We start from the raw sequence: 16,293 nt of genomic DNA, 5'->3' as shown, positions 1-16,293 counted from the left end.
TGCCGCATGAAAGAAAGAGGGTTATTAATCGTTCTCTCAGGTCCCTCAGGAGTTGGTAAAGGAACGGTTCGGCAAGCGATCTTTTCGCAGGAAGACACAAAATTTGAATATTCGATCTCGGTAACCACAAGAAGTCCGCGAGAGGGCGAAGTGAACGGAGTCGATTATTTTTTCAAAACGAGAGAAGAATTCGAGCAAATGATTGCAGACAACAAGCTGCTTGAATGGGCGGAGTATGTCGGCAATTATTACGGCACTCCTGTCGATTATGTTGAACAGACGCTTCAAGATGGAAAAGATGTCTTTTTAGAAATCGAAGTTCAAGGCGCTCTTCAAGTGAGAAATGCTTTCCCGGAAGGCCTGTTTATTTTCCTTGCGCCTCCAAGCCTTTCTGAACTGAAGAACAGAATCGTGACACGGGGAACGGAAACAGACGCTCTGATTGAAAATCGAATGAAAGCCGCAAAAGCTGAGATCGAAATGATGGATGCTTATGATTATGTCGTTGAAAACGATAATGTCGAAAAGGCTTGCGACAAAATCAAAGCAATCGTTCTCGCTGAACATTTGAAGCGGGAGCGCGTTGCACCGAGATATAAGAAAATGCTGGAGGTTGAATAACAGATGTTAGATCCGTCGATTGACTCATTAATGAATAAATTAGATTCCAAATACACGCTCGTGACTGTTTCTGCGAGACGTGCGCGTGAAATGCAAATCAAAAAAGATCAGTTGATTGAACATACGATTTCACACAAATATGTAGGCAAAGCTTTAGAAGAAATTGATGCAGGCCTGCTTTCGTTTGAAAAGGAAGACCGCGAATAGTAGCACAAGTAGCAACCTATATCATGTAGGTTGTTATTTTTTTCCGTGCGGTTTTTGTAAAGTGCAGAGGGGGAGAAGTCATTGCTTAACAATCGGAATGTGTTACTTTGCGTGAGCGGAGGCATCGCTGTTTATAAAGCCTGTGCGTTAACGAGCAAGCTGGTTCAGGCAGGAGCAAATGTCAAAGTGATTATGACTGAATCAGCATGCCGATTCGTCTCACCGCTGACATTTCAGGCATTGAGCCGCCATGAAGTATATACAGATACATTTAAAGAACAGAATCCAAGTGTCATATCTCATATTGATGCTGCAGACTGGGCCGACTTGATTATCGTGGCACCGGCTACGGCTAATGTGATTGGAAAATTGGCAAACGGCATCGCCGATGATATGCTGACGACCACGTTGTTAGCGGCAACGGCTCCCGTATGGATCGCGCCGGCGATGAACGTTCACATGTATGACCACCCGGCAGTCAAACGTAATATTTCTGTTCTGTATAAGGATGGTTATCGTTTTATTGAGCCGAGTGAGGGCTATTTAGCGTGCGGTTATGTAGGGAAAGGCAGATTGGAAGAGCCAGAAAATATCGTGGAGCTAGCCGAAAAGCATTTTGCTGAAGAAAAAATTGCTCCTTTGGAGGGCAAACATGTGGTCATTACAGCTGGCCCGACACGGGAAGCGATTGATCCTGTCCGATTTTTCACCAATAAATCAACGGGTAAAATGGGATACGCATTAGCGGGGGCTGCTGTTCAGCTCGGCGCACAGGTAACCTTAATCTCTGGCCCTGTTTCACTTGATCATCCTAAAGGTCTGGCTCAGTTCATTCCTGTTCAATCGGCTGCGGATATGCGCGATGCGGTGCTCTCTGTGTATGACTCAAGCGATATTGTCATTAAAACAGCTGCGGTAGCCGATTTTACGCCGAAAACCGTATTTGACCATAAAATGAAAAAACAAGACGGCGATATGACCTTTGAATTGACAAGAACGGTTGATATTTTAAAAGAATTGGGCGAGAAAAAGCAGTCCCAGCTTTTAGTTGGTTTCGCCGCTGAAACACAAGACGTTGAACACTATGCGCGCAAAAAGCTCGCCGCCAAAAATCTTGATATGATTGTGGCAAATGATGTGAAAGCAAATGGGGCCGGTTTTGGTGCTGATACGAATATCGTGACAATCTTTTTCGAAGACGGGCGCAAACGCGAGCTTCCGATGATGTCTAAGCTCGATGTTTCTTTTGAAATCCTTCAGGAAATCGCAGTCCTCTCAAAACAAACCGGAGAGCAATCATGAATTTTGCCGAGGTCATCGTTGATGTCAGCACTAAAAATATTGACAGGCCTTTTGATTATAAAATCCCGGACCATCTCAAAGGCATGATTAAAACGGGCATGCGGGTCATTGTTCCATTTGGCCCCCGTAAAATTCAAGGGTTTGTGACAGCTGTGAAAGAAGCATCTGATCTCTCGGGGAAATCTGTCAAGGAAGTAGAGGATTTATTAGATCTTACACCTGTTTTGACAGAGGAGCTGATGAATTTGTCATCATGGCTGTCCGACAAAACGCTGTCTTTTAAAATAACGGCGCTTCAAGTGATGCTGCCTGCCGCATTAAAGGCAAAATATGAAAAAGAACTAAAAATCACACAGGGCGCCGATCTTCCGCCGCAAGTGGATCGGCTGTTTTCTGAAACAAAGACTCTGCTGTATTCAGATATACCCGATCACGATACGCTGAAACTGATTCAAAAGCATGTTCAAAAAGGCAGCATTGACGTGACATATAAAGTCGCGCAAAAAACGAATAAAAAAGTGGTCAGGCATATTCAGGCAAATGCGAATATAGAAGAGCTTGCCAAGCAAGCAGAGGAATTATCCCGCCAAGCAGCCAAGCAGCAGGCAATTCTTCACTTTTTCATCGCTGAGCCGGAAGGTGTAAAAATCCCTGCGGCGGATTTGTGCAAAAAAACGGATGCAAGCTCTGCGACCATCAAAACCCTTATCCAAAAGGGGCTTTTGAAGGAAAGCTATGAAGAGGTTTACAGAGATCCCTATCAGGACAAAATGTTCAAAAAAACAGAGCCGCTCCCGCTGACAGACGAACAGAGCGCTGCCTTTCAGCCAATACGACAGACATTGGACAATGATGAGCATAAAGTGTTCCTCCTTCACGGCGTGACAGGAAGCGGAAAAACGGAAATTTATTTGCAATCGATTGAAAAAGTACTGGCGAAAGGAAAAGAAGCCATCGTCCTCGTACCGGAAATATCGCTGACGCCGCAGATGGTCAATCGCTTTAAGGGCCGTTTCGGCTCTCAGGTAGCAGTCATGCACAGCGGATTATCCATAGGGGAAAAATATGACGAGTGGCGTAAAATCCACCGGAAGGAAGTGCGGCTTGTCGTCGGCGCCAGATCGGCTATTTTTGCTCCGTTTGAAAATCTCGGAATGATTATCATCGATGAAGAGCATGAGTCCTCTTATAAACAAGAAGAAATGCCGCGCTATCATGCGAAAGAGGTGGCGATCAAGCGGGCTGAGCATCACAGCTGCCCCGTTGTGTTAGGCAGTGCTACGCCGACATTAGAGTCATATGCACGGGCCCAAAAGGGCGTGTATGAACTTCTTTCGCTGAAGCATCGCGTTAACCAACAGGTGATGCCTGAGGTTGCGCTTGTCGATATGAGAGAGGAGCTCAGAAACGGCAATCGCTCAATGTTTTCAGTTGAATTAATGGAACAGCTTGAAGAAACGATTGCCAAGGGTGAGCAGGCGGTGCTGTTTTTAAATAAAAGAGGCTATTCTTCCTTTGTGATGTGCAGGGATTGCGGATATGTCCCGCAATGCCCGCACTGCGACATTTCCATGACGTATCATCGTTACGGTCAAAGGCTGAAATGCCATTATTGCGGACATGAAGAGCCTGTCCCGCATACTTGTCCCGAATGTGCAAGCGAGCATATCCGCTTTTTCGGGACGGGGACACAGCGAGTGGAGGAAGAACTGACAAAAGTTCTGCCAAATGCGAGAGTGATTCGGATGGATGTTGATACGACTTCAAGGAAGGGCGCCCATGAAAAATTATTGTCAGCTTTCGGAGAAGGAAAAGCGGATATTCTTCTCGGAACGCAAATGATCGCGAAAGGGCTTGATTTTCCCAATGTCACACTTGTCGGAGTGTTAAGCGCTGATACAACACTCCATATTCCTGATTTCAGATCGGCCGAAAAAACATTTCAGCTGTTAACACAAGTCAGCGGCCGGGCAGGAAGGCATGAGAAACCCGGCCGTGTCATCATTCAAACGTACACACCGTCCCATTACAGCATCCAACTGACGAAGTCGCACGATTATGAAACGTTCTATCAGCATGAAATGGCGCACAGGAGAGAACAATCCTATCCGCCTTATTACTATTTGGCTCTTGTGACGGTTTCTCATGAGGAAGTGGCGAAAGCAGCTGTTACGGCTGAAAAAATCGCTCACTTTTTGAAAGCAAACTGCGGAGCTGACACGAAAATTCTCGGGCCTAGCGCGTCGCCGATAGCCCGGATCAAAGATAGATATCGCTATCAATGCGTGATAAAATACAAACAGGAAACCCAGTTATCCGCTTTATTGAAGAAGATACTGGAACATTATAAACGCGAAATTGAACAAAAGCATGTAATGATTTCAATTGATATGAATCCTTATATGATGATGTAAGATCTCACGTCTTGGAGGGTAACAAATTGGCTGTGAAAAAGGTCGTCACACATCCTGCGGAGGTTTTGGAAACACCGACGGAAACCGTGACTGTTTTTGATAAAAAGCTAAAAAAACTGCTTGATGATATGTACGACACCATGCTTGAAATGGATGGGGTCGGACTGGCAGCGCCGCAGATCGGCATTTTAAAAAGAGCGGCTGTCGTAGACATTGGGGATGACAGCGGCAGAATCGATCTCGTTAATCCCGAGATTGTAGAAAAAAGCGGTGAGCAAACCGGAATTGAAGGATGCCTGAGCTTTCCCGGCGTCTATGGTGATGTCACACGTGCCGATTACGTCAAAGTGCGTGCATTTAACCGTCAGGGAAAACCGTTCATTCTGGAAGCGCGAGGCTTTTTAGCGAGGGCTGTGCTGCACGAAATGGACCATTTAGACGGTGTGCTGTTTACATCTAAAATAAGCAAATACTATACAGAAGATGAACTAGCGGATATGGAAGGATGATTTGATGACAAGAATCGTATTTATGGGAACGCCTGATTTTTCAGTTCCTGTTTTAAGAAACATGATAGAGGACGGATATGAAGTAGTAGGGGTCGTCACACAGCCGGACCGTCCGAAGGGCAGAAAAAAAGTGCTGACACCTCCTCCGGTCAAGGAAGAGGCATTGCGTCACGGCATCCCGGTTCTTCAGCCGGAAAAAGTCAGATTGAAAGAAGAAATCGAGAAAGTGCTGGCATTTAAGCCTGACCTTATTGTAACCGCAGCATTTGGACAAATTTTGCCGAAGGAGCTTCTCGACAGCCCGAAATACGGCTGCATTAACGTTCACGCGTCTCTTTTGCCGGAACTGCGCGGCGGAGCTCCGATCCATTACTCCATTCTGCAGGGAAAGAAAAAAACCGGTGTTACCATTATGTATATGGTAGAAAAATTAGATGCGGGCGATATGATTTCAAAGGTGGAAGTGGACATTGAAGAAACCGACAATGTCGGAACGCTGCATGATAAATTAAGCGCGGCTGGCGCGAAGCTATTGTCTGAAACCGTTCCAAATGTCATTGCCGGCAGCATATCACCTGAAAAGCAGGATGAAGAGAAAGCGACATACGCGCCTAACATTAAAAGAGAGCAAGAGCTGATCAATTGGTCTAGAACAGGTGAAGAGCTTTACAACCAAGTCCGCGGCTTAAATCCTTGGCCTGTGGCCTATACGACTCTTAATGGACAAAACTTGAAAGTGTGGACGTCGAAAAAAACACCCGCACCAACAAAAGCCGAGCCCGGCACAGTCGTTGCGATTGAAAAGGAAGGGATTATAGTAGCCACAGGTAACGGCACGGCCTTGTTATTAACCGAACTTCAGCCGGCCGGCAAAAAACGCATGAAAGGCGAGGACTTTGTGCGCGGCGCCCATGTTGAAGCAGGCGATATGTTAGGAGTAAACAATGAAAAAAAATAGTGTTCGTGATATCGCCCTTGAGGCGCTCATCAAACTAGAACAAAATCAGGCTTACAGCAATCTGCTCCTGAAGTCGGTCATTAAATCAAATGAACTGAGCGATCAGGACAGAGGTCTTTTGACTGAACTTGTCTACGGTACATTGCAAAACAAGATCGCGCTCGATTATATGCTCAAACCGTTTGTTAATAAGCCTCAAAAAGTAAAGCCGTGGGTGATTCAGCTTCTTCGCCTATCCTTATATCAAATGGAGTATTTGGAGAAGATACCAGACAGGGCTGCTATTCATGAAGCGGTCGAAATTGCGAAAATCCGAGGACACAAAGGCATTGCTTCATTTGTCAACGGCGTACTTCGTTCCATTCAGCGCGAAGGTGTTCCAACCTTTGACGCCATTGAAGACCCTGTCCGCCGGCTGGCGACAGAGACAAGCCATCCGGAATGGCTCGTGAAAGAATGGGCCGGTGCGTATGGATTTGAAGCAGCTGAAAAGATTTGCCGCATCCACCTCATTCCGCCGAAGCAGACATTGCGTGTCAACCAAATGAAAGCGGACAGAACGGATTTGCTTGATCAAATGGCAGCTGAGGGAATCGACGTTGAAAAAGGCGACCTCGCTGAAGACGCTGTGAAGCTTCTAAAGGGAACAATTGCTGGAACTCATTTCTTCCAAAACGGTGAAGTGTCCATCCAGGATGAGAGCTCCATGCTCGTCGCCCGTGCCCTTGATCCTAAGCCTGGTGAAACGGTGCTTGACGCTTGTGCGGCGCCTGGCGGAAAGTCGGCTCATATCGGAGAATTGATGGAGAACAAGGGAAACGTTACGTCGCTTGATCTTCACAAACATAAAGTGAAGCTGATCAAAGAAGCGGCAGACCGGCTTGGCCTTACAATCATTCATGCGGAAACAATGGATGCGAGAAAAGCAGGAGAAACGTTTGAAAACGAACAGTTTGACCGGATATTGGTAGATGCCCCGTGCTCAGGTTTTGGTGTCATCCGAAGAAAGCCGGACATGAAATACACGAAAAAGCCTGATGACAGTGCACGGCTTGCTGAAATCCAGCTGTCGATCTTGGCGGAAATCGCACCATTAGTAAAAAAAGGTGGCACTCTTGTCTACAGTACGTGTACAATGGACCGGACAGAAAATGAAGAAGTCATACATGCGTTTATACAAGAACATCCTGATTTTGAACCCGATTTGTCTCTGGAAAAGCGGCTGCCCGAAAAGGCGAGACCCTTTGTTCGGGAAGGAAGGGTGCAAATCCTTCCTCATTATTTCGGAACAGATGGTTTCTTTATTTGCAGCATGAGAAAGAAGGGATAACAATGGCAGAAATGAAAAAAACGAAAGAAAGAAAAGAATTGCGGACAGAGCGTCCGTCTATTTATTCTTTAGAATTAGATGAAATCAAACAATGGCTGACAGACAACGGAGAGAAACCGTTCCGCGCGGCACAGATTTTTGAATGGCTATATGAAAAACGGATATCTTCTTTTGAGGAAATGACAAACCTGTCAAAGGATCTGCGTGAGAAATTAAGCACTCATTTTGTGTTAACAACGCTGAAAACGGCTGTTAAACAAACCTCTGAAGATGGTACAATGAAGTTTTTATTCGAACTTCATGACGGTTATACAATCGAAACCGTTTTAATGAGACACGAGTATGGTAATTCTGTATGTGTAACGACACAGGTTGGCTGCCGCATTGGCTGTACATTCTGCGCTTCGACGCTCGGAGGCTTGAAACGAAACCTTGAAGCGGGCGAAATTGTCGCTCAAGTCGTCAAAGTTCAAAAAGCCCTTGATGAGACGGATGAACGCGTGAGCTCTGTCGTGATCATGGGAATCGGTGAACCTTTTGATAACTTTGAGGAAATGCTCGCTTTCTTGAAAATCATTAACCATGACAAGGGCCTGAATATCGGTGCCCGCCATATTACGGTTTCTACAAGCGGGATCATCCCGAAAATTTACGAATTCGCTGATCAGAAAATGCAGATTAACTTTGCGATTTCTCTGCATGCGCCTAATACAGAAATCAGAAGCCGTTTGATGCCGATTAACAGAGCGTATAAGCTGCCTGAATTAATGGAAGCCGTTAAATATTATATTAACAAAACGGGACGCCGAATCAGCTTTGAATACGGGCTGTTCGGAGGCGTAAACGACCAGGTCGAGCACGCTGAAGAGCTTGCCGACTTGCTGGAAGGAATCAAATGTCACGTGAACTTGATTCCAGTAAACTACGTGCCTGAACGGGACTATGTGCGCACACCGCGTGATCAGATTTTTGCTTTTGAGAAAACGCTGAAATCTCGCGGAGTAAATGTCACAATCAGAAGAGAGCAAGGCCATGACATTGACGCAGCCTGCGGTCAGCTTCGCGCGAAGGAGCGTCAAGACGAGACGAGGTGATGAGGGTTGTTAACAGCCTTAAAATCAGATACAGGAAAAATCCGCCAGCATAATGAAGATGATGCGGGGGTATTCAAGGGGAAAGATGAATTTGTATTAGCGGTTGTCGCTGATGGCATGGGCGGCCATCTTGCTGGAGATGTTGCAAGCAAGATGGCTGTGAAAGCCATGGGGGAGAAATGGAATGAAGCGGAGGCGATTCCAGTTGCGCCCGCAGAATGTGAAAAATGGCTCATTGAACAGATTCTGGCGGTAAACAGCAAAATATACGATCATGCCCAAGCCCACGAAGAATGCCAAGGCATGGGGACGACGATTGTATGTGCGCTTTTTACGGGGAAAACGGTTTCTGTTGCTCATATAGGTGACAGCAGATGCTATTTGCTTCAGGAGGACCATTTTTTTCAAGTGACAGAAGATCATTCGCTTGTAAATGAGCTGGTACGCACTGGAGAGATTTCAAGAGAAGACGCTGAACATCATCCGCGAAAAAATGTGCTGACGAAGGCACTCGGAACAGACCTGTCAGTAAGTATTGACACACGTTCTTTTGATATCGAACCCGGGGACAAACTGCTTCTATGTTCTGACGGACTGACGAATAAAGTGGAAGGCACTGAATTAAAAGACATCCTGCAAAGCGATTCAGCTCCTCAGGAAAAAGTAAACCTGCTTGTGGACAAAGCCAATCAGAATGGCGGGGAAGACAACATTACAGCAGTTTTGCTTGAGCTTGCTTTACATGTTGAAGAGGGTGAAGATCAGTGCTAATCGGCAAGCGGATCAGCGGACGTTACCAAATTCTCCGCGTCATAGGCGGCGGGGGAATGGCCAACGTGTACTTAGCTGAGGATATGATTCTAGACCGTGAAGTCGCAATCAAAATCCTGCGGTTTGACTATGTGAATGACAATGAGTTTATCAGGCGTTTCCGGAGAGAAGCCCAATCCGCATCAAGCCTCGATCACCCGAATATCGTCAGCATTTACGATTTGGGCGAGGAAGATGATATTTATTATATTGTCATGGAGTACGTTGAGGGCATGACGCTTAAAGAATACATAACAGCAAATGGGCCGCTTCACCCTAAAGAAGCGCTGAACATCATGGAGCAAATTGTCTCAGCCATCGCTCATGCCCATCAAAATCAGATTGTTCACAGAGACATTAAGCCGCATAACATTTTGATTGACCACATGGGAAATATCAAAGTGACGGATTTCGGAATTGCGACGGCACTAAGTTCGACCACAATCACCCATACCAATTCTGTGCTGGGCTCAGTACATTACTTATCACCTGAACAGGCCCGGGGCGGTTTGGCGACAAAAAAATCGGATATTTATGCGCTTGGAATCGTTCTATTTGAGCTTTTAACCGGCCGTATCCCATTTGATGGAGAATCGGCAGTCAGCATCGCCTTAAAGCATCTTCAGGCGGAAACTCCTTCGGCGAGAAGGTGGAATCCGTCAGTACCCCAAAGCGTTGAAAACATGATCCTAAAGGCAACTGCCAAAGATCCTTTTCATCGCTATGAAACGGCTGAAGACATGGAAGCTGATATCAAAACAGCTTTTGATGCCGACAGACTCAATGAAAAGAAATTTATGATTCAAGAAGATGAAGAAATGACAAAAGCGATTCCTATCATTAAAGATGAAGAGCTCGCTAAAGCTGCTGGCGAAAAAGAAGCCGAATTGACACCCAGCAACGAAAATACAACAAAGAAAAACGGTAAAAGAAAAAAGTGGCCGTGGGTTTTGCTCACGGTTTGCGTCGTATTCATCACGGCTGGAATTCTTGCTGTCACTGTTTTTCCGTCGCTTTTTATGCCTGAAGATGTCAAAATACCTGATGTCTCCGGAATGGAATACGAAAAGGCGGCAGACATCTTGGAAAAAGACGGTTTGCAGGTTGATTCTGAGGTTTTGGAAATCTCAGATGAGAAAATTGAAGAAGGCCTGATGGTAAAAACGGATCCTAAAGCGGATTCTACAGTCAAAGAAGGCGCAACGGTCACGCTTTATAAAAGCACTGGAAAAGCTAAAACGGAGATCGGTGATGTTACAGGACAAACGGTCGATCAGGCAAAAAAAGCGTTGAAAGACCAAGGTTTTAAACATGTCACGGTGAATGAAGTGAATGATGAGAAAGACGCGGGCACTGTCATTGAACAGAATCCGTCAGCAGGGACTGAGCTTGTGCCGAGTGATGATCAAGTCAAACTCACAGTCAGTATCGGGCCTGAAGACATTACGCTTAGAAACTTGAAAACTTACAGTAAAGAAGCAGCGTCTGGATATCTGGAAGACAACGGACTGAAGCTGAAAGAAAAAGAAGCATACTCAGATGACGTTCCAGAAGGGCAGGTTGTCAAACAAAAACCAGCAGCAGGAACGGCAGTAAAGCCGGGAAACGAAGTGGAAGTGACATTCTCTCTCGGACCTGAGAAAAAACCTGCGAAAACAGTGAAAGAAAAGGTCGAGATCCCCTACGAGCCAGAAAATGAAGGGGACGAGCTTGAAGTGCAAATCGCTATTGACGATGCGGATCACAGTATCTCTGACACTTACGAAGAATTTAAGATAAAAGAGCCGACTGAACGAACGATCGAACTGAAGATTGAATCCGGCCAAAAAGGGTACTATCAAGTGATGGTAAACAATAAAGTCGTCAGCTACAAAACCATTGAGTATCCGAAAGATGAATAACAAGGAGGGAAAATATGCCTGAGGGCAAAATTATTAAGGCGCTTAGCGGCTTTTACTATGTACTGGATGAATCAGAGGATTCAGATAAAGTGGTACAATGCAGAGGAAGAGGCATTTTCAGAAAGAACAAAATTACCCCTCTCGTCGGCGATTACGTTGTGTATCAGGCTGAAAATGACAAAGAGGGATATTTGTTAGAAATTAAAGAAAGAACCAATGAGCTGATCAGGCCGCCAATTTGCAACGTTGATCAAGCGGTCCTTGTTTTCTCAGCGGTTCAGCCTTCTTTCAGCACGGCATTGCTCGACCGCTTCCTGGTTCTCGTTGAGGCCAATGATATTCAGCCGATGATATGCGTTACAAAAATGGATCTGATTGAAGATCAAGATACAAAAGATACGATACAAGCCTATGCAGAAGACTATCGGAATATTGGTTATGACGTGTATCTCACCTCCTCTAAGGACCAAGACACTTTGGTGGATATCATCCCGCATTTTAAGGACAAAACAACGGTGTTTGCGGGTCAGTCCGGTGTTGGAAAATCCTCGCTTCTCAACGCAATCAGTCCGGAGCTCGGTTTAAGAACAAACGAGATTTCCGAACATTTGGGCCGCGGGAAACACACTACCCGCCACGTGGAGCTGATTCACACGTCCGGAGGTTTGGTTGCGGATACGCCGGGATTCAGCTCGCTTGAATTTACAGATATTGAGGAAGAAGAGCTGGACTATACCTTCCCTGATATCAGAGAAAAAAGCTCTTCATGCAAATTTAGAGGCTGCTTACATCTAAAAGAACCGAAATGTGCAGTGAAACAATCTGTTGAAGACGGGGAATTAAAGCAGTACCGCTACGACCATTATGTTGAATTTATGACGGAGATTAAAGACAGAAAGCCGAGGTATTAGCATAATGATAAAGGTTGCACCATCTATTCTTTCCGCTGATTTTGCCGCTTTAGGCAATGAGATTAAAGATGTAGAAAAGGGCGGAGCCGATTGTATTCACATTGATGTCATGGACGGGCATTTTGTCCCGAATATCACGATCGGTCCGCTGATTGTAGAAGCTGTACGGCCGGTAACAGATTTGCCGCTTGATGTTCATTTAATGATAGAAGAGCCGGATCGTTACATCCCGGCTTTCGCTAAAGCGGGCGCAGATATCCTGTCTGTACATGCTGAGGCATGTCCGCATCTGCACCGTACCATCCAGCTTATTAAAGAGCAAGACGCAAAGGCCGGTGTTGTTCTGAACCCGCATACACCTGTACAGGTCATCGAGCATGTTTTCGACGACCTCGATCTTGTTCTTTTAATGACGGTGAACCCGGGATTTGGCGGGCAGAAATTTATTCATTCCGTCCTTTCTAAAATAAAAGAAGTTAAGCGAATGGCGGATGAAAGAGGAAAAAAAGATCTGTTGATTGAAGTAGACGGCGGCGTCAACAAAGAAACCGCTCCGCTAGTTATTGAAGCGGGCGCAAATTTACTCGTTGCCGGTTCAGCTGTTTACGGCCAGCCTGACCGCAAAAAAGCGATTTCTGAAATCAGAGGAAGTAAATAAGCAGCAAAAAAAGAGCTGGGCATACAACGCCTAAGCTCTTTTTCCTGTATCAGAGAAAGGAATCAAAGATGAAGACAATCAATATCGTTGCGGGAGGCCCTAAAGATCTCATTCCCGATCTAACTGGCTATACGGCTGAGGACGTCCTTTGGATCGGTGTTGACAAAGGCACCGTCAATCTTTTGGATGCCGGTATCATTCCTGATGAAGCTTTTGGAGATTTTGACAGCATAACAGATCAAGAACGCCGCCGAATTGAAAAAGCGGCTCCTGCACTCCATGTGTATCAAGCAGAAAAAGATCAGACCGATTTGGACCTCGCCCTTGATTGGGCGCTGGAAAAGCAGCCTGATATGATTCAGATTTTCGGCATTACAGGCGGCAGAGCTGATCATTTTTTAGGAAATATTCAGCTTCTGTACAGAGGTGTAAAAACGAATATAAAAATTAGGCTGATAGACAAACAAAATCATATTCAAATGTTCCCTCCTGGTGAATATGATATGGAGAAGGATGAAAACAAGCGATATATCTCCTTCATACCGTTTTCCGAAGAAATACATGAGCTGACACTGACCGGTTTTAAATATCCGCTAAATAAATGTCATATTACGCTCGGTTCAACACTATGTATTAGTAACGAACTCATTCATTCACGAGGTACTTTTTCGTTTGCAAAAGGCATATTAATAATGATAAGAAGCACGGATTAGCATGTGCTTTCATTCATTTGCTAAAATCAATGAACAGGCGGTTACGGTACGTTATAGGAGGGGACAAAAAATGAAATTTTACACCATTAAATTGCCGAAGTTTTTAGGAGGAATTGTCCGGGCGATGCTGGGCTCATTCAGAAAAGATTAAAGCCCAGGGGTTCAAAGCCCTCTTTCACCACATAAAAACGCCTGCCACATATCGGGGCAGGCGTTCATTTTGTTATACACGCTCAACTTTACCGGATTTTAAAGCTCGAGCAGATACATATACTTTTTTAGGTTTTCCGTTCACAAGGATACGAACCTTTTGAAGATTCGCGCCCCAAGTGCGCTTAGAAGCGTTCATTGCGTGAGAACGGTTATTCCCAGCTGTTGTTTTTTTACCTGTGATAACGCATTTACGTGCCATTTGTTTCCCTCCTCACTTGCACAAAACATCTACTTTCTAACATTTCATATGATCTTAGATGCTTTCGATATGGATACTTTAAATAATTTACCACAGCTAAAAAACGTTTGCAACTATTGTTTCATCATCTTTCAAGAAAATTCACTTGACATCTTGCGGAAACAGCGGTGCTATAGTATATGTAGAGGGACAGGCAGCGACAGCCGGGTCTTTTCTTTTCATAATGGAAACCATATAGTAGAATAGCTGTAACTCTATGCATTCGAAGGAGGAACTAGTGTGTCCATTGAATTAAGAACGAAGTACGGGCAGATTGATATATCTAATGAAGTCATTGCGATGGTTGCAGGTGGCGCGGCGATTGACTGTTACGGCATTGTCGGTATGGCCTCTAAAAATCAGATTAAAGACGGACTGACTGAAATCCTTCGGAAAGAGAATTTCAGCAGAGGTGTCCAAGTTCGCCAAGAAGGAGAACAGATACATATTGATATGTATATCATTGTCAGTTATGGCACGAAAATTTCTGAAGTGGCACATAATATCCAAACAAAAGTAAAGTACACAGTAAATCAAACCATCGGACTGGCAGTGGACTCTGTTAATATTTATGTCCAAGGCGTCCGAGTGACGAACCCGTAGTTAGGAGGAGTAGGATTGTCTATTAGAACATTAGACGGCAGAACTTTTGCCGGGATGATTCTCGCGGGAGCGCAGAATCTGTCTCAAAACGCGAGTGCAGTTGATGCGCTGAACGTGTTTCCGGTGCCGGACGGCGATACGGGAACAAACATGAACCTGTCAATGACTTCCGGAGCAAGAGAAGTGGAGCAAATGGATACGGATGATATCGGTAAGGTAGGCTCTGCGTTATCTAAAGGACTGCTCATGGGAGCACGCGGAAATTCAGGAGTGATCCTGTCCCAATTGTTCCGTGGATTCAGTAAAAGCATTGAATCAAAAAAAGAAATAAATGCACAAGAGTTTGCCGCTGCGCTGCAAGCGGGTGTTGACATGGCTTATAAAGCTGTCATGAAACCTGTAGAGGGCACCATTTTAACAGTCGCAAAAGACGCTGCGAAAAAAGTGATGGCTCTGGCAGAAAAAGAAACCGATATCACAGCACTGATGACTGCAGTGACAGAAGAAGCAGAAGCGTCTTTAAACCGGACCCCTGAATTGCTTCCTGTCCTGAAGGAAGTAGGAGTCGTCGACAGCGGCGGCAAAGGCCTGCTTTGTGTGTATGAAGGTTTCCTTGCTTCATTAAAAGGTGAGGCTGTGCCTCAAAAAGCTGTTCTTCCGTCACTTGACGACATGGTCAGCGCAGAGCATCATAAGAGCGCGCAAAGCGTGATGAATACCGAAGATATTGAATTTGGTTTTTGTACCGAAGTGATGGTTAGACTCGATCAGGCAAAACGAGAATTCGACGAAGGCACGTTCAGACAAGATCTCAGCCAGTTCGGTGATTCTCTGTTAGTCATTGCGGATGAATCGCTGGCGAAGGTTCATATTCATGCGGAAGAACCGGGAAACGTATTAAATTATGCCCAGCATTACGGTGAATTGATCAAAATTAAAATAGAAAATATGAGAGAGCAGCATACCTCCCTCATCAGCCAGGAAAGCAAACCTGCTGACAACGAAAAACCGTCGGCAAAACAGCCGTATGGCATTGTGACTGTGGCGATGGGAGAAGGTATTTCCGATTTATTCAAAAGCATCGGCGCTTCTGTTGTGATTGAAGGCGGGCAGACCATGAACCCGAGCACTGAGGATATTGTCGATGCCGTGAAATCCGTAAATGCGGAAACAGTGTTTATCTTACCGAATAACTCCAACATCATCATGGCGGCTAATCAAGCGGCCAGTGTAATGGGTGAACAGGTTTTTGTCATTCCTGCCAAAACGGTTCCGCAAGGGATGTCAGCCCTGCTGGCATTTAATCCGGATCAAGAAGCTGAAGCGAACGAAGCCAATATGCTCAGCGCCATTCAGCAAGTAAAAAGCGGGCAGGTGACGTACTCAGTCAGAGATACCCATATTGACGGCAAAGACATTAAAAAAGGCGACTTTATGGGAATTCTGAATGGCACGATTATCGGCACTGCTGAAGATCAGCTGTCAGCCGCGAAAATGCTGCTGTCAGAAATGATCGGAGAAGACGACGAAATTGTCACCATCCTATATGGTGAGGATGCGTCTCAGGAAGAAGCTAAGGAGCTTGAAGCGTTCCTTAGTGAAAAGTACGAGGAGATTGAGGTTGAGATCCACAACGGAAAACAGCCGCTGTATTCGTATATAGTTTCTGCAGAATAGAAGGGCGATTCGCCCTTCTATTCTTATGTCTGCTTTTAAGTGCGGCAGCGCTGTGACGCGCCCGCTTGCCATTTTATATATGATCAATTAGTCTAGAAGCAAAGCGCTTATAAGCTCTGGTTCATAAGGAGGAA

General features: G+C 45.3%; 17 protein-coding genes. 16 read left to right on the top strand and 1 reads right to left on the bottom strand.

What is annotated here, in order from left to right; genetic code table 11:
- Positions 1-6: 6 nt before the first annotated feature.
- From gmk to spoVM, 14 genes are all read left to right on the top strand, one after another.
- The gene (gene gmk / locus ACY3LV_RS08355; protein ID WP_010327898.1) at positions 7-621 is read left to right on the top strand and encodes a guanylate kinase; all 615 of its coding nucleotides are present in this window, start codon (positions 7-9) and stop codon (positions 619-621) included.
- A 3-nt stretch (positions 622-624) separates the two neighbouring features.
- Entirely contained in the window at positions 625-828 is a 204-nt protein-coding gene (gene rpoZ / locus ACY3LV_RS08350) for a DNA-directed RNA polymerase subunit omega (protein ID WP_087992101.1), read from the top strand.
- 81 nt (positions 829-909) lie between these two features.
- A complete protein-coding gene (gene coaBC / locus ACY3LV_RS08345; RefSeq protein WP_333560450.1) occupies positions 910-2,130 on the top strand; it encodes a bifunctional phosphopantothenoylcysteine decarboxylase/phosphopantothenate--cysteine ligase CoaBC in 1,221 nt (406 codons plus the stop codon).
- A complete protein-coding gene (gene priA / locus ACY3LV_RS08340; protein WP_464863620.1) occupies positions 2,127-4,544 on the top strand; it encodes a primosomal protein N' in 2,418 nt (805 codons plus the stop codon). Before coaBC ends, priA begins: the two co-directional genes overlap by 4 nt.
- Before the next feature lie 26 nt (positions 4,545-4,570).
- Complete coding sequence (gene def / locus ACY3LV_RS08335; RefSeq protein WP_333517618.1) at positions 4,571-5,053, top strand: peptide deformylase; 483 nt, start codon at positions 4,571-4,573, stop codon at positions 5,051-5,053.
- A 4-nt stretch (positions 5,054-5,057) separates the two neighbouring features.
- Positions 5,058-6,011: a methionyl-tRNA formyltransferase gene (gene fmt, locus ACY3LV_RS08330; protein WP_333560448.1), complete on the top strand. Its 954-nt coding sequence runs from the start codon at positions 5,058-5,060 to the stop codon at positions 6,009-6,011.
- Complete coding sequence (gene rsmB, locus ACY3LV_RS08325; RefSeq protein ID WP_148961855.1) at positions 5,998-7,341, top strand: 16S rRNA (cytosine(967)-C(5))-methyltransferase RsmB; 1,344 nt, start codon at positions 5,998-6,000, stop codon at positions 7,339-7,341. The genes fmt and rsmB overlap by 14 nt, the downstream gene beginning before the upstream one ends.
- Before the next feature lie 2 nt (positions 7,342-7,343).
- Positions 7,344-8,435, top strand: coding sequence for a dual-specificity RNA methyltransferase RlmN (gene rlmN, locus ACY3LV_RS08320; protein ID WP_148961854.1), 1,092 nt, complete (start codon positions 7,344-7,346; stop codon positions 8,433-8,435).
- 6 nt (positions 8,436-8,441) lie between these two features.
- Positions 8,442-9,206, top strand: a complete 765-nt coding sequence (gene prpC, locus ACY3LV_RS08315) for a protein-serine/threonine phosphatase PrpC (RefSeq protein WP_148961853.1) — start codon at positions 8,442-8,444, stop codon at positions 9,204-9,206.
- A complete protein-coding gene (gene prkC, locus ACY3LV_RS08310; protein ID WP_333560447.1) occupies positions 9,200-11,146 on the top strand; it encodes a serine/threonine protein kinase PrkC in 1,947 nt (648 codons plus the stop codon). The genes prpC and prkC overlap by 7 nt, the downstream gene beginning before the upstream one ends.
- Positions 11,147-11,160: 14 nt before the next feature.
- A complete protein-coding gene (rsgA, locus tag ACY3LV_RS08305; RefSeq protein ID WP_464863619.1) occupies positions 11,161-12,057 on the top strand; it encodes a ribosome small subunit-dependent GTPase A in 897 nt (298 codons plus the stop codon).
- A 4-nt stretch (positions 12,058-12,061) separates the two neighbouring features.
- Positions 12,062-12,715 (top strand): ribulose-phosphate 3-epimerase, encoded by a 654-nt coding sequence (gene rpe, locus ACY3LV_RS08300; RefSeq protein WP_464863618.1) that lies wholly within the window; start codon positions 12,062-12,064, stop codon positions 12,713-12,715.
- Between the two features lie 68 nt (positions 12,716-12,783).
- Positions 12,784-13,428 (top strand): thiamine diphosphokinase, encoded by a 645-nt coding sequence (locus tag ACY3LV_RS08295; protein ID WP_333560445.1) that lies wholly within the window; start codon positions 12,784-12,786, stop codon positions 13,426-13,428.
- 70 nt (positions 13,429-13,498) lie between these two features.
- Positions 13,499-13,579 carry a stage V sporulation protein SpoVM gene (spoVM, locus tag ACY3LV_RS08290; RefSeq protein WP_003221545.1) on the top strand — a complete coding sequence of 27 codons (81 nt, stop codon included), beginning with the start codon at positions 13,499-13,501 and terminating at the stop codon, positions 13,577-13,579.
- A gap of 72 nt (positions 13,580-13,651) precedes the next feature.
- On the opposite strand, the gene rpmB is transcribed toward spoVM, so the two are convergent.
- Positions 13,652-13,840 (bottom strand): 50S ribosomal protein L28, encoded by a 189-nt coding sequence (gene rpmB, locus ACY3LV_RS08285; RefSeq protein ID WP_003221548.1) that lies wholly within the window; start codon positions 13,838-13,840, stop codon positions 13,652-13,654.
- A gap of 279 nt (positions 13,841-14,119) precedes the next feature.
- Between rpmB and ACY3LV_RS08280 the strand changes: the two genes are divergently transcribed.
- Positions 14,120-14,482 carry an Asp23/Gls24 family envelope stress response protein gene (locus ACY3LV_RS08280; protein ID WP_087992089.1) on the top strand — a complete coding sequence of 121 codons (363 nt, stop codon included), beginning with the start codon at positions 14,120-14,122 and terminating at the stop codon, positions 14,480-14,482.
- Positions 14,483-14,497: 15 nt separating this feature from the next.
- The gene (locus ACY3LV_RS08275; protein ID WP_464863617.1) at positions 14,498-16,159 is read left to right on the top strand and encodes a DAK2 domain-containing protein; all 1,662 of its coding nucleotides are present in this window, start codon (positions 14,498-14,500) and stop codon (positions 16,157-16,159) included.
- Positions 16,160-16,293 lie beyond the last annotated feature (134 nt).

The sequence above is a fragment of the Bacillus sp. 11C genome, assembly GCF_055486375.1.
The sequence above is the reverse complement of the archived record's forward strand: the minus strand, read 5'-3'. Positions and strand labels throughout refer to the sequence as shown.